The organism is Paucilactobacillus nenjiangensis, assembly GCF_008632615.1.
GTDB classification, from domain to species: Bacteria; Bacillota; Bacilli; order Lactobacillales; family Lactobacillaceae; genus Paucilactobacillus; species Paucilactobacillus nenjiangensis.
In genome coordinates, this window is sequence record NZ_CP043939.1 from 1 (window position 1) to 14,269 (window position 14,269).

Here is a 14,269-nt window from a genome sequence, read left to right on the forward strand (position 1 = left end):
TTGACTGATTTAGAGTCATTTTGGAACAAAATTAAAGAATCTTTTAAGAATGATGTCACGAGTGTGACTTATAACAATTTAATAGACCCCGCCAAAATCATTTCTTTTGACGATGATCTATTAACTATTGAACTACCTTCGACTTTTCATAAAGATTACTGGGTAAAATCACTAACGCCCAAGGTACAACAGTATACCTTTAAAGAAATTGGCCGTAATATCACTCCTTACTATATCGTGGAAAGTGATCAAATAACCTCAAGTACCCCATCAAAGGATATTCGCTCATTTAAAGTTGATACTGCTTTAAATCCACGCTATACCTTTGATACGTACGTGATTGGTAAAGGTAACCAGATGGCCCATGCTGCTGCCTTAGTCGTTTCTGAAGAACCTGGTAAAATGTACAATCCACTCTTCTTCTATGGTGGCGTTGGCCTTGGTAAAACGCATTTGATGCACGCCATTGGTAATAAAATGATGGAAGATAATAGTAATACACGAGTTAAGTATGTTACTAGTGAGGCCTTCACCAACGATTTTATTAACGCTATTCAAACCGGGCAACAAGAACAATTTCGGCAAGAATACCGGCAACTAGATTTATTATTAGTTGATGATATACAATTCTTTGCTGATAAAGAAGGTACTCAAGAAGAATTTTTCCATACCTTCAACGCTTTATATGAAGAAAACAAACAAATTGTACTAACTTCGGATCGCTTACCAAACGAAATCCCAAAGCTTCAAGATCGCTTAGTTTCTCGTTTTAAATGGGGCTTATCCGTTGATATCACCACCCCCGATTTAGAAACACGCATTGCCATCTTGCGTAGTAAAGCACAAGCCGATCATATCGATATCCCGAATGATACTCTCAATTATATTGCCACCCAAGTAGATTCAAACGTTCGTGAGCTTGAAGGCGCTTTGTCCAGAGTTCAAGCCTTTTCTCATTTAATGAAAAAAGATATCACGACCGAATTAGCGGCAGAATCATTGAAAGCATTAAAATTAGAGGGTGTCCAAAACCTCACGGTAGATGTGATTCAAGAAAAAGTCGCCGCTTACTACAACTTATCGGTGGCGGATTTACGTGGTAAAAAACGAGTTAAGCAAATTGTTGTCCCAAGACAAATCGCGATGTTCCTCACGCGAGATTTAACCGATAATTCATTACCAAAAATTGGTGAAGCCTTTGGTGGTAAAGATCATTCCACTGTTTTACACTCGATTGATAAAATCGAAGGTGAGATTAAAACCAATGCTAATTTGCAAGAAGACGTACAAAACCTTAAAATAGAACTTAAACCTTAGTTGTGGAAAACTTTAGGTAACTCACATAAGTTTTCCACAGGTTATCAACAGTGGAAAACTCTTGATACTAATAAGTGCACCGCAGTTATCCACAATATGAACAGGGCCTACTACTTCTACTGTTTTTAAATATAATTATATATAGACTGGCGAGGATTAAAATTCATGAAATTTACAATCAACCGTTCCGCATTTATTAATAAACTAAATGACGTATTAAGAGCAATCTCTTCAAAAACAACGATTCCAATATTAACGGGTATCAAAATCGTCGTTACTGATAATGACGTTACACTGACAGGTAGTGATGCGGATATTACGATTGAATCTGTGTTAGCTAACAGTGATGAAAAATTAGAATTAGATGTAGCATCAGCTGGATCAATTGTCTTACCAGCACGTTTTTTTAGTGAAATCATTAAAAAATTACCTGACAAACAAGTAACCATTGAGGTAACAGATGGTTTTCAAACACAAATTACATCAGGAACAGCAGCTTTTACTATTAATGGTCAAGATGCTAACAATTATCCTCATCTACCTGAAATTGATGGCGATAATACAATTAGTCTGGCAGGCGATGTTTTAAAAGAAGTCATTGGACAAACTGTTTTGGCTGTTTCTACCCAAGAAAGTCGACCAATTTTAACTGGAGTTCACTTAATTTTAAGCGAAAATCAATTATTAGCCGTTGCGACTGATAGTCATCGTTTAGCTCAACGAAAAATTGCTTTACCAGCTGCCGTTGCAGAAACCCATGATGTGATTATTCCAGGTAAGAGTTTACAAGAATTATCACGAATGATTGCTGATGGTAATCAGGAGATTCAATTACGAATAGCTGACAATCAAGTGTTATTCTTATTAGGCGACACACTGTTTTATTCACGCTTACTGGAAGGAAACTATCCTGATACGACACGGTTGATTCCAGATTCATCAGATACAACTGTTGAATTAAATGCTGCGACCTTTTTAGCTGCAATTGAACGGGCATCACTACTGTCACATGAAAGTCGTAATAATGTTGTCAAACTTAATGTGCAGCCGGAAGATCAATTAGCAGAAATTAGTGGTAACTCTCCAGATGTCGGAAATGTAGAAGAACAAATTGGTGTTGAAAATGTGGACGGGCAACCCGTTGAAATCTCATTTAACCCTGATTATATGAAGGATGCACTCCGGTCATTTGGACAAAGCCAAATTAAAATGTCATTTACTTCTGCCTTACGACCATTTACGTTAGTACCGACAGAAAATGAAGATAATTTTATTCAATTAATTACGCCAGTTCGAACATATTAATGTGACAAGTAAGCTTAAACGACTATTCTACGGAATAGTCGTTTTTTTGTTGTCGAGCAGAAAAAAACAAACCGATAAAATTGAATTTAACGTTATAACAAAAAATTAGCGCATTTAAGGCATTTAGGTCAAAAATATCAAAAAACGGTTTGCACGCTGAAATCGCAAAAATTAACGACGGTAGATTGTTTTTAACTTGTGTAAAAGGTATAATAGAGGTTGAATAAAAAAGTAGGTGAAAAGTTTGGAAGAACCTGTAATTGTGTACAATGATCAACCATTTATTACTGTTGGCCAGTTGTTAAAAGAAGAGGGCATTATTCCAACTGGTGGCGCAGCCAAATGGTTTTTAAGTGAAAATGAAGTTTTTGTAAATGGAGAACAAGATCAACGACGTGGTAGAAAACTATATACCGATGACTTTGTCGAAGTTCCTGGTTTTGGTTCTTATGTTATTAAGGATAAGTAGGCAAACGAATGATTTTAACTGATTTACATTTACGAAATTTTCGCAATTATGATGATTTAGAGGTGGCTTTTTCTCCAGGGATTAATGTCATGATTGGTGAAAATGCTCAGGGTAAAACAAATTTGCTAGAATCAATTTACGTCTTAGCCTTAACCAAAAGTCACCGGACTGCTAATGATAAAGAATTAATCAAATGGCAAGCTAACGAAGCTTTTCTCAGTGGACATGTCAAAAAAGAAAATGACAAATTCCCACTAGAATTAATTTTTAGTTCGAAAGGGAAAAAAGCCAAAGTTAATCACTTGGAACAAGCAAAATTATCTCAATATGTTGGGCAGCTAAATGTGATTTTATTTGCTCCAGAAGACTTATCGTTAGTTAAAGGGGCGCCAGCCATGCGTCGGCGTTTCATGGATATGGAATTTGGTCAAATGAGTAATAAATACTTGTATAACTCTGGTCAATATCGAACCATTTTGAAACAGCGCAATCAATATTTAAAACAGTTACAACAGCGGAAACAAAAAGATCGGGTTTTTCTACAAGTGTTATCGGATCAACTAGCTGCCTATGGGGCGGAAATCATGGTTGCTCGTGTCACTTTTTTAAAACAATTAGAAACGTGGGCACAGGTTATCCATGAAGAAATTTCACAAGGCAAGGAACAGTTAACTTTCCAGTATGCGTCACAAATTGAGGTAGCTGAGAATGCAACGGTTGAGTCGGTTTACGATTTGTTATTGGCAGAATTAACCAAAAATGAGGAACGTGAAATTGAACAGGGAAGTACAATGTACGGACCACAACGAGACGATTTAAAATTTATGGTGAATGGTAATAATGTGCAGACTTATGGTTCACAAGGACAACAACGAACCACGGCATTATCAGTTAAATTAGCTGAAATTGATTTAATGAAAGAACAAACCGGAGAATATCCGCTGTTACTGTTAGATGATGTGTTGTCTGAACTAGATGATGAGCGCCAAACACATTTACTGACAGCGATTCAAGATAAGGTGCAAACCTTTTTAACCACCACTAGTTTAAGTGGAATCGCGCGACAACTAATTAAAGAACCCAAGATTTTTGAAATTGAGCACGGTGTGTTACTAAACGAGGACTAAAAATATAGGTTTTATGGGAAATATTTGGACATTTTAGGAGGGCTAGAATGAGTACTGAAAAGGAAACAAAAGCAGAATTAGCTAAAGAATATGATGCCAGCCAGATTCAAGTGCTGGAAGGGCTTGAAGCCGTTCGTAAACGTCCCGGGATGTATATTGGAACAACGACATCACAAGGTCTCCATCATTTAGTATGGGAAATTGTTGATAATGGGATCGATGAAGCACTGGCAGGATTTGCTAATCATATTACGGTCACGGTTGAAAAAGATAATAGTGTGACGGTGACTGATAATGGACGGGGAATTCCAGTTGATGTCCAAGCCAAAACAGGAAAATCAGCTCTCGAAACTGTCTTTACGATCTTGCATGCCGGTGGTAAATTTGGCGGCGGTGGATACAAGGTTTCAGGTGGTCTTCATGGGGTTGGGGCATCGGTTGTCAATGCACTGTCTACAGAACTTGATGCCAAAGTTATTCGTGATGGTAAAGAATACTACGTCGATTTTTCACGTGGTAAAGTTGTGACCCCAATCAAAGTTATTGGAACTCGACCTGAAGATGAACACGGCACAATTGTCCATTTTGTACCCGATCCTGATATTTTCCGTGAAACTACGACGTATGACATTAAGGTGCTAACGACTCGGATTCGTGAGTTAGCTTTCTTAAATAAGGGCCTTAAAATTAGTATTACTGATAATCGTCCTGAAGAACCAACCACTGAAGTTTTCCATTATGAAGGTGGAATTCGTCATTACGTTGAATATTTAAATGCAAACAAAGAAGTTCTTTTTGAACCGCCAATTTATTTGGAAGCACAAGAAAAGGGAATCACAGTTGAAGTTTCGTTACAATATACCGATGATTTCCATAATAACTTGTTGACCTTTACTAATAACATTAATACCTATGAAGGTGGAACTCATGAAACTGGGTTTAAAACGGCGTTAACACGGGTCATTAATGATTATGGTAAGAAAAATGGAATTCTAAAAGATAATGATGATTCATTGTCTGGAGATGATGTGCGTGAAGGTTTAACCGCTGTCGTATCAATCAAGCATCCGGATCCTCAATTTGAAGGACAAACCAAGACCAAATTAGGAAATTCTGATGCGAGAACGGCTACGGATCACTTGTTTAGTGAAACGTTTAGTCGCTTTATGATGGAAAATCCTGACGTGGCAAAGAAAATTGTTGAAAAAGGAATTTTGGCTTCTAAAGCACGAATTGCCGCTAAACATGCTCGTGAAGTTACGCGGAAAAAGAGTGGTTTAGAAATCAGTAATTTACCTGGTAAATTGGCTGATAATACTAGTAAAGATCCTGCAATTTCAGAATTATTTATCGTCGAAGGAGATTCTGCTGGTGGTTCTGCTAAACAAGGGCGGTCACGATTGACTCAGGCAATTTTACCTATTCGTGGGAAGATCTTGAACGTTGAAAAAGCTAGTTTGGATAAAATTCTGGCTAATGAAGAAATTCGTTCATTGTTTACTGCTTTAGGTACTGGTTTTGGAAATGAATTCGATGTTTCAAAAGCTAACTATCATAAATTAGTCATCATGACGGATGCCGATGTCGATGGAGCACATATTCGTACCTTATTGTTGACGTTGTTCTATCGCTTTATGCGGCCAATGGTTGAAGCAGGATACGTTTATATTGCTCAGCCACCTTTGTACCAAGTTCGCCAAGGAAAATTCGTGCAATATATTGATTCCGATGAAGAATTAGATACTGTGCTTGGTTCATTACAACCATCACCAAAACCAGTAATTCAACGATACAAAGGGCTTGGTGAAATGGATGCTGAACAGCTTTGGGAAACAACGATGGATCCATCAAAACGTCGCTTATTGCGAGTTAGTTTAGATGACGCTATCGAGGCAGATCAAGTCTTTTCAATGTTGATGGGTGACAAAGTTCAACCACGACGTGAATTTATTGAAGAAAATGCAACATTCGTAGAAAACTTAGATTTATAAAATGTTTTAAAAGGGAGGAACAGTCGTGGCTGAAGATGATATTTCAGGAACAAAGATAACCGACGTAAACCTATCGTCACAGATGAGAACGTCATTCTTGGATTACGCAATGAGTGTCATTGTCGCTCGTGCGTTACCAGATGTTCGTGATGGGTTAAAACCGGTTCATCGTCGAATTTTATACGGTATGATTGAATTAGGAGTCACTCCAGATAAGCCATATAAGAAATCCGCTCGTATTGTTGGGGATGTTATGGGTAAGTATCATCCTCATGGGGATTCTGCAATTTATGAATCTATGGTCCGGATGGCGCAAGATTTTAGTTATCGTAATATGCTGGTTGACGGGCATGGAAACTTTGGTTCTGTCGACGGTGATGGTGCTGCTGCCATGCGTTATACCGAAGCTAGAATGAGTAAGATTGCCATGGAAATGGTGCGTGATATCAATAAAGACACCGTAGATTTTGTTGATAATTACGATGGTACCGAACGCGAACCTTCAATTTTACCAGCTCGTTTTCCTAATTTATTAGTGAACGGTGCTTCTGGTATTGCCGTGGGGATGGCGACAAATATTCCAACTCATAATTTAGCAGAAGTCATTGGTGCCATTCATATTTTGATGGATAATCCAGATGCTACTACTGCTGATTTGATGGAAGCTGTCCCAGGCCCTGATTTCCCAACTGGTGGGATTGTGATGGGTAAATCGGGAATTCGTAAAGCATACGAAACCGGCCGTGGAACAATTATTGTTCGTGCGAAAGTTGATATTGAAGAACTTAAAAACGGTAAACAGCGAATTGTTGTGACTGAATTGCCTTATATGGTTAACAAGGCAAAATTAATCGAACGAATTGCTGAATTAGCCCGGGACAAGCGAATTGAAGGAATTACCGATGCTAACGATGAATCTGACCGTGAAGGAATGCGGATTTCCATTGATGTTCGTCGTGATGTCAGCGCGGAAGTTGTTTTAAATAATTTATACAAATTAACGTTATTGCAAACATCATTTAGTTTTAATATGTTGGCGATTGTTAAGGGAACGCCAAAAGTTCTCAGTTTAAAGCAGATTCTAGTTTATTATCTGGAACATCAAGAAGAAGTCGTACGTCGTCGGACTGAATTTGATCTTAAAAAAGCTCAAGCTCGTGCACATATTCTTGAAGGATTACGAATTGCTTTAGATCATATCGATGCCATTATCGCCATCATTCGTGGTTCACAAACCAGTGAAATCGCTAAGAATCAATTAATTGAAAATTATTCTTTATCAGAACGTCAAGCTCAAGCTATCTTAGACATGCGTTTGGTACGTTTAACAGGTTTGGAACGAGACAAGATTGAGGATGAATATAACGGATTAATGGATTCAATTGCCGATTATAAGGATATCTTGGCGCATCAAGAACGTATTCAACAGGTTATTTACCAAGAATTGCTTGAAATTCAAGAAAAATTTGGTGATCCTCGTCGAACTGAATTACAAGTTGGAGATGTGACTAGCATTGAAGATGAAGATTTGATTGAAGAGGAAGATGTGATTGTTTCTTTAACCCATAACGGTTATATTAAACGATTGCCAGTTGATGAGTTCAAAACTCAAAACCGTGGTGGTCGGGGAGTTCAAGGTATGGGCGTGCATGACGATGATTTCATTGAGCAAATGATTTCTACATCAACTCATGACATGCTACTGTTCTTCACGAACACAGGTAAGGTATTCTCGATGAAGGGGTATGAAATCCCTGAATACGGGCGTACCGCTAAGGGAATTCCAATTATTAACTTGCTGGGAATTGATTCTGAAGAAAAAATATCAGCCGTTGTCAATGTTTCACGTGAAACAAACAATGATGATAACTTCCTATTCTTTACGACTCTTAAAGGTACTGTGAAGAGAACTCCAGTTTCAGAATTTACTCATATTCGTAATAATGGTCTCAAATCAATTACCCTTAAAGAAGGGGATTCATTGATTGGAGTTTCAATTATTGCTGAAAATCAAAATATGATTATTGGAACTCACTTAGGATATGCGGTTAGCTTTAGAGGTTCCGATGTTCGTTCGATGGGACGTTCCGCTTCAGGTGTTCGAGGAATTCGTTTACGTGACAATGATTACGTGATTGGTGTAGATATTCTAGAAGCCGACAGCAAAGTCTTTATCATTAGTGAAAAAGGGTTTGGTAAGCAAACTAGCGCTAGTGAATATCCTATTAAGGGCCGTGGTGGTAAAGGAATCAAGACAGCCAATGTTACTGCGAAGAATGGTCCTTTAGCGGGAATGACAACTGTTTCCGGGGACGAAGATATCATGTTGGTTACAGATAAAGGTGTGATTATTCGTTTTGATGTAGCGAACGTTTCACAAACTGGTCGTGCAACCTTAGGAGTTCATTTAATTAAAATGGATGACGATACACACGTTGCGACGATGACCAAAGTTGCGAAAGAAGAAGACGAATCTGAAGACGATTCAGAAGCAACAACTGAGGGCACTGAAGCTACAGTAAACACTCCTGAAACAACTGATGATTCATCAACTGACAAATAATTTAAATAAATAAAATGTAAAACCTGAATTGCGAGCGTATATAATATATGTATCGTAATTCAGGTTTTTTTGTCTTTATGTCCTTGTTTTATTTTTAGTAGCATGCTATAATTTTTGTTTGTGAGTATACGTTTTTTACGTTTTACTTTCCTTGTTCCACTCAATTGGAAGTGGGACCAATAGTCCATAAGGAGGTGTAACAGTCAATGGAAGCAACGCGTTATGAAATTACGTACATCGTTCGTCCTGATCTTGATGATGCAGCTAAAACTGCCCTTGTTGAACGTTTTGACAAGATCGTCACAGACGACGGTGCTACTATCGTTGATTCAAAAGACTGGTCTACTCGTCGATTTGCATACGAAATCGCAAATTATAATGAAGGTACTTACCACATTATCAATTTGACAGCAAATGACGACAAAGCTTTAAACGAATTCGATCGTTTAGCTAAGATCAGCGAAGATATTCTTCGTCACATGATTATTAAACGTGAAGACTAATATCCAGTAGAAAGATAACTTTAGAAGGGAGTATTTAGCTATGATTAATCGTGCAGTACTTGTTGGACGTTTAACTAGAGATACTGAGTTGCGATACACAACTAGTGGAACAGCAGTGGGAACTTTCTCACTCGCAGTTAACCGTCAGTTCACTAACCAAGCTGGTGAACGTGAAGCTGACTTCATTAACTGTGTAATTTGGAGAAAATCTGCAGAGAATTTCTCTAATTTCACACACAAGGGATCTTTAGTTGGTATCGAAGGACGGATTCAAACCCGTAACTACGAAAACCAACAGGGACAACGGGTTTATGTTACTGAAGTAGTTGTTGAAAACTTCTCACTTCTTGAACCTCGTTCACAAAATCAAAACTCTGCCCAAACCGGCAATTCAAGTTTTGACAATCATGCATCAAATACCCCCCAGGGTGCGTCAACTAATGATAATCCGTTTGGTTCACCAAGCAGCACTGGTAACAAAGATTCTAGTGCGGCAGCTAACGATCCATTCGCTAGCAATGGCCAATCAATCGACATTTCTGATGATGACCTACCATTTTAATTACTTTAGAATGAGGAGGGAACTTCAATGGCTCAACAACAAAGAAGAGGTGGCGCCCGTCGCCGTCGCAAGGTAGATTTTATTGCTGCCAATCATATCGAATACATCGATTACAAAGACACTGATTTGCTCAAGCGTTTCATTTCTGAACGCGGTAAGATTTTGCCACGTCGTGTTTCTGGCGTTAGCGCTAAGAACCAACGTCGTTTGACTCAAGCAATCAAACGTTCACGTATCATGGGATTATTACCATTCGTTGCAGAAGACTAATAATCAAACCAATAACTAGTCCATTTGGATTAGTTATTTTTTTGGGTGCACCCGGCATGGGCGCCAACTAGGTGGTGAAAGTCCACTGTGGGCCGTAGTAGTCGGAACCACTAGCCAAGGACAAGGGTGTCCACTGTGAAGTGGAATCTGAAGGAAGTCTGAGGAGCAAAATACCGCACCAATGAACAAGAAGTAGCTATAAGGCCAGAACTGATTGGATAAGATTGCCCAACAAATCGAAGTCCGATACTACTCAAAATCACGATGGTAAAGCTAATGGTGACATGGTATGAAAGTTGACGTTCTTACCCGGGGAGGCCTGATAGACAAGTCCCGACAAGAAGAGCAATCAAGTTCTACAGGACAACTGTTTCAGTGATGGAATACTGAGTTTATCAGGAGTCAGCCGAGGCCATAGTAGTGACTTCGTCACGAAGGGCTGAACAGTAATAACTCACATTGATTATGGAGGTGGAATTTATGCGACGATCGCAGAAAACAGAAAACAAAGCTGACCACCAGTGGATGGTAGGTCTGGAAGACCAAGAACAAACTGTGGCGCGTAGGATGAATTCTAATGAAACAACGATGATGAGTGGCATTAAGTTTGAACAACGCGTGTTGGATCGAGATAACTGGAATCTGGCCTATCAACGGGTTGTGCGTAATAAAGGTGTCGCAGGCATCGACGGAATGACCATCGATGATCTGTTAGGTTATTTGAGAGTTCATAAAACTGAACTTATTCATCAGTTGAATGATGGGACGTACCGGCCGAAGGCGGTTAAACGGGTAGAAATACCCAAACCAAATGGTGGCGTGCGAAAATTAGGCGTGCCAACGGTAATTGACCGAATGGTACAACAAGCAATCGCACAAGTGATGTCTCCGATTTTTGAACAAGTTTTCTCAAATAATAGTTTTGGTTTTCGACCTAATCGAAGTGCGCAAGATGCAATTAAACGAGTGGTATCGCTGTATAACGAGGGTTACCACGTCGTGGTTGATCTTGATTTAAAGGCATACTTCGATACAGTCAATCATGATTTACTGATCAAGTATATCGAACAATATATTGATGATCCTTGGTTGATTAAGCTAATTCGAAAGTTTTTGACTAGTGGTGTTATGACTGGTTCAACCTTCGAAGCGAGTGTCGTGGGAACCCCGCAAGGCGGACCACTGTCACCACTATTGGCGAATATCTATCTCAATGAGCTGGATAAAGTATTAACGGAACGAGGTCTCCACTTTGTCCGATATGCGGATGACTGCAATATTTACGTTAAGAGTAAACGAGCAGGTCACCGGGTACTTGAGAGTATTAGTAGATTTCTGGAAAAGGATCTTAAAGTAACCGTCAATCGTGACAAAAGTAAAGTCGGGTCACCATTGAGATTGAAATTTCTGGGATTCTCACTGAGAGTTGGTAGGGGTGGTGCTTTCTCAAGGCCGTCAAAACAATCCCAAATACGGGTCAAACAGGAACTCAAACGAATTACGAAACGCAATCGCGGAATTTCACTTGAACAAATGTTTATGGAAATCACACGAAAAATGCGCGGATGGATTCAATACTACTCATCTGGTAAGATGACAAACTTCTTGAAACGAATAGATCAGTGGCTACGGTCTAGAGTTCGACAATACATCTGGAAATCATGGAAGAAAATCAAAACGAAGATCACTAACCTGAAACGACTAGGTTTGAATCAGAATGATGCTCGGCTAGCTGCTTATACCCGCAAGGGTTACTGGCGCACAGCACATAGCAAAACACTACTTTATACGTTAACAAACGAAAAACTGGAACAACTTGGATTGATGAATCTCTCCAAGGTATTCCAGCCTATTCAAAATGCTTAAATTACTGAACCGCCGTATACGGAACCGTACGTACGGTGGTGTGAGAGGTCGGTAGCTGAACTAATCAACTGCCTCCTACTCGATTTTTTTTCCTTACATATAAGATAATTTGCCTTTTTGATACCAATATAATATCATTATTGTAATATCAGATTGATATCAGAAAGGATGATGTTAGTTGACCGAAGACAAAAAGAAGTTTTTATTACGGCTCGATCAAGATCTGTATGATCGGTTAGCACAAGATGCACAACAAAAAAATCGCAGTATCAATGCTCATATTGAACATATTTTAGAAGAATCTGTTCGTGGAAAAAGTTTTGAACATCGACAAATAACGGGTCAAGTTGTGAATGGCAAAGATATTAGTTTGGACACCGGGTTAGTTCAAGTTTCAGGAATCTATTATCGCTATTTAACCAGTGACAACTCAATTGCAGAAAAAGCTGCACAGTATGCAATTGTGGACGCTGTTGGCAACATCTTAACGTTACGGAAAATATAGGAGGGCTATCATGCCATTTGGATTGAAAATTGTACCGCAAAATAATCAGGGTTTAGTTGAAACATTAGGAAAATACCGGCGAAGCGTTGAATCAGGGTTACATTTGTATGTTCCCATGATTCAAAAAATTAGAAAAGTAAGTTTAGCTATGGAACCACTGTCACTACCAAACTATTCAATTATTACTAAGGATAATGCAGACGTATCAGCCAGTGTCACGTTGAACTTTCATGTGACAGATGGCGTGAAATATCAGTATGAGAATACCGACTCAGTTGAATCGATGGCACAATTAGTGCGAGGCCATTTACGTGATATTATTGGCCGTATGGACTTGAATGAAGCTTTAGGGTCAACTGCTAAGATTAATCAAGAACTGGCCTTAGCAATTGGTGATTTAACGAATACGTATGGTATTAATGTTGATCGAATCAATATTGATGAATTGACTCCTTCCAAAGCAATTCAAGAAGCAATGGATAAACAATTGACGGCGGATCGTGAACGGGTGGCAACAATTGCTAAAGCTGAGGGTGAGGCTAAGTCAATTGAACTGACAACCAAGGCAAAAAATGATGCACTAATGGCGACGGCTAAGGCAGAAGCTGATGCAACTCAGACACGTGCAGATGCAGAAAAATATCGGATTGATACGATTCAATCGGGACTTAGTCACGCTGATGAAAAATATTTTCAAAATCAGTCGATTAATGCCTTTTCTGATTTAGCCAAGTCACCCACGAATTTGGTGGTTGCACCTACAGATAATGCCAGTGAATTTGGAAAGTTACCAGTTATTGGTAAATTATTGGGCGAAGGCATTAAAAAAGCCTAAATTTAGCTTAAAGGTTATGAAATAAACCAACTATTATCTCTAGAACGTTGCGTAAATTGCAAAAAAACGATACAATATTTCTATATAGGAAATTTATGGAGAATAATATGGCTGAACAAAAAGAAGAAGTTTTTTACGGTACGGTATTAATTAAAGCGAAAGAAATTATGGATTTTATTTTGGAGTCTCGGGTATCTCCAACACTAAAAGAAATTAGTGAAAATGTTGATATGACCAAATCAACAGTACTTAAAATCTTAAAGACACTGGAACACTGTGGCTATGTACGACGGACTGAGGACGCAAAACAATACTACCTTGGTACGATGTTTTTAGCTTACGCACAAAAAGTTAATCATACATTTGATATTCGTCAAATTGCGATGCCACATTTGGCAACGTTAGTGAGTGAAATAGAAGAAACTGTTAATCTTGGAATCGTTGAAAATCAACAGATTACTTTGCTAGATAAAATTGAAAGTAATTCGACCGTGTATCTTGTTGCCAGAGTTGGTGGTCAAATGCACATGTACTCCTCATCCATGGGAAAGGCAATTCTAGCAGAATACTCAGATGATGAGATCTCTAGGTATGTATCAGCCACCTCTTTTGAAAAGCTAACCCCAAACACGATGACCGATATCAGTTCGTTAATTGAAGATGTTGGTAAGGTGAAAAAAAGAGGTTATGCCTTTGATAATGAAGAGAATCAACCAGATATTTTTTGTGTTGGCTTTTCATTGTGCAAGAATAACCATATTTATGGTGCCTTTAGTGTTAGTATGCCAAAGTATCGTGCAAGTGAAGAAAAGATTGCTAATATCATTGAAGAGGGCAAAAAGATACAAGCCAAAATATTAAGTGAGCTTTAGTAATGACAGTGAATTACTTGTATTTTATGGATAATCCTTTATAATAAAATAGTAAAAAACATTTTTAGAAACTTGATTTCTTAT

Annotated in this window: 13 protein-coding genes; all 13 read left to right on the top strand. The window is 38.5% G+C overall.

Annotated features, from left to right (window positions below):
• The 13 genes from dnaA (at window position 1) to F0161_RS00065 (ending at window position 14,185) form a co-directional block, all read left to right on the top strand.
• Window positions 1–1,317 carry a chromosomal replication initiator protein DnaA gene (gene dnaA / locus F0161_RS00005; RefSeq protein WP_150202939.1) on the top strand — a complete coding sequence of 439 codons (1,317 nt, stop codon included), beginning with the start codon at window positions 1–3 and terminating at the stop codon, window positions 1,315–1,317.
• A 165-nt stretch (window positions 1,318–1,482) separates the two neighbouring features.
• Entirely contained in the window at window positions 1,483–2,622 is a 1,140-nt protein-coding gene (gene dnaN, locus F0161_RS00010; protein WP_150202941.1) for a DNA polymerase III subunit beta, read from the top strand.
• Between the two features lie 244 nt (window positions 2,623–2,866).
• On the top strand, window positions 2,867–3,091 hold the full coding sequence (yaaA, locus tag F0161_RS00015) for a S4 domain-containing protein YaaA (RefSeq protein ID WP_137601945.1): 225 nt from the start codon (window positions 2,867–2,869) through the stop codon (window positions 3,089–3,091).
• 8 nt (window positions 3,092–3,099) lie between these two features.
• Window positions 3,100–4,218 (top strand): DNA replication/repair protein RecF, encoded by a 1,119-nt coding sequence (gene recF, locus F0161_RS00020; RefSeq protein ID WP_150202943.1) that lies wholly within the window; start codon window positions 3,100–3,102, stop codon window positions 4,216–4,218.
• A gap of 47 nt (window positions 4,219–4,265) precedes the next feature.
• On the top strand, window positions 4,266–6,209 hold the full coding sequence (gene gyrB / locus F0161_RS00025) for a DNA topoisomerase (ATP-hydrolyzing) subunit B (protein WP_150202945.1): 1,944 nt from the start codon (window positions 4,266–4,268) through the stop codon (window positions 6,207–6,209).
• 82 nt (window positions 6,210–6,291) lie between these two features.
• Window positions 6,292–8,772 carry a DNA gyrase subunit A gene (gene gyrA / locus F0161_RS00030; RefSeq protein WP_390904537.1) on the top strand — a complete coding sequence of 827 codons (2,481 nt, stop codon included), beginning with the start codon at window positions 6,292–6,294 and terminating at the stop codon, window positions 8,770–8,772.
• A 206-nt stretch (window positions 8,773–8,978) separates the two neighbouring features.
• Window positions 8,979–9,275, top strand: coding sequence for a 30S ribosomal protein S6 (rpsF, locus tag F0161_RS00035; RefSeq protein ID WP_137602803.1), 297 nt, complete (start codon window positions 8,979–8,981; stop codon window positions 9,273–9,275).
• Window positions 9,276–9,315: 40 nt separating this feature from the next.
• On the top strand, window positions 9,316–9,837 hold the full coding sequence (gene ssb / locus F0161_RS00040; protein ID WP_137602802.1) for a single-stranded DNA-binding protein: 522 nt from the start codon (window positions 9,316–9,318) through the stop codon (window positions 9,835–9,837).
• Between the two features lie 27 nt (window positions 9,838–9,864).
• Complete coding sequence (gene rpsR / locus F0161_RS00045) at window positions 9,865–10,107, top strand: 30S ribosomal protein S18 (protein ID WP_137602801.1); 243 nt, start codon at window positions 9,865–9,867, stop codon at window positions 10,105–10,107.
• 480 nt (window positions 10,108–10,587) lie between these two features.
• Entirely contained in the window at window positions 10,588–11,973 is a 1,386-nt protein-coding gene (ltrA, locus tag F0161_RS00050; RefSeq protein ID WP_150204603.1) for a group II intron reverse transcriptase/maturase, read from the top strand.
• Between the two features lie 178 nt (window positions 11,974–12,151).
• Window positions 12,152–12,478 carry an Arc family DNA-binding protein gene (locus tag F0161_RS00055; protein ID WP_137602800.1) on the top strand — a complete coding sequence of 109 codons (327 nt, stop codon included), beginning with the start codon at window positions 12,152–12,154 and terminating at the stop codon, window positions 12,476–12,478.
• 10 nt (window positions 12,479–12,488) lie between these two features.
• Window positions 12,489–13,313, top strand: coding sequence for an SPFH domain-containing protein (locus F0161_RS00060; RefSeq protein ID WP_150202949.1), 825 nt, complete (start codon window positions 12,489–12,491; stop codon window positions 13,311–13,313).
• A gap of 107 nt (window positions 13,314–13,420) precedes the next feature.
• Window positions 13,421–14,185, top strand: a complete 765-nt coding sequence (locus F0161_RS00065; protein WP_150202952.1) for an IclR family transcriptional regulator — start codon at window positions 13,421–13,423, stop codon at window positions 14,183–14,185.
• Window positions 14,186–14,269 lie beyond the last annotated feature (84 nt).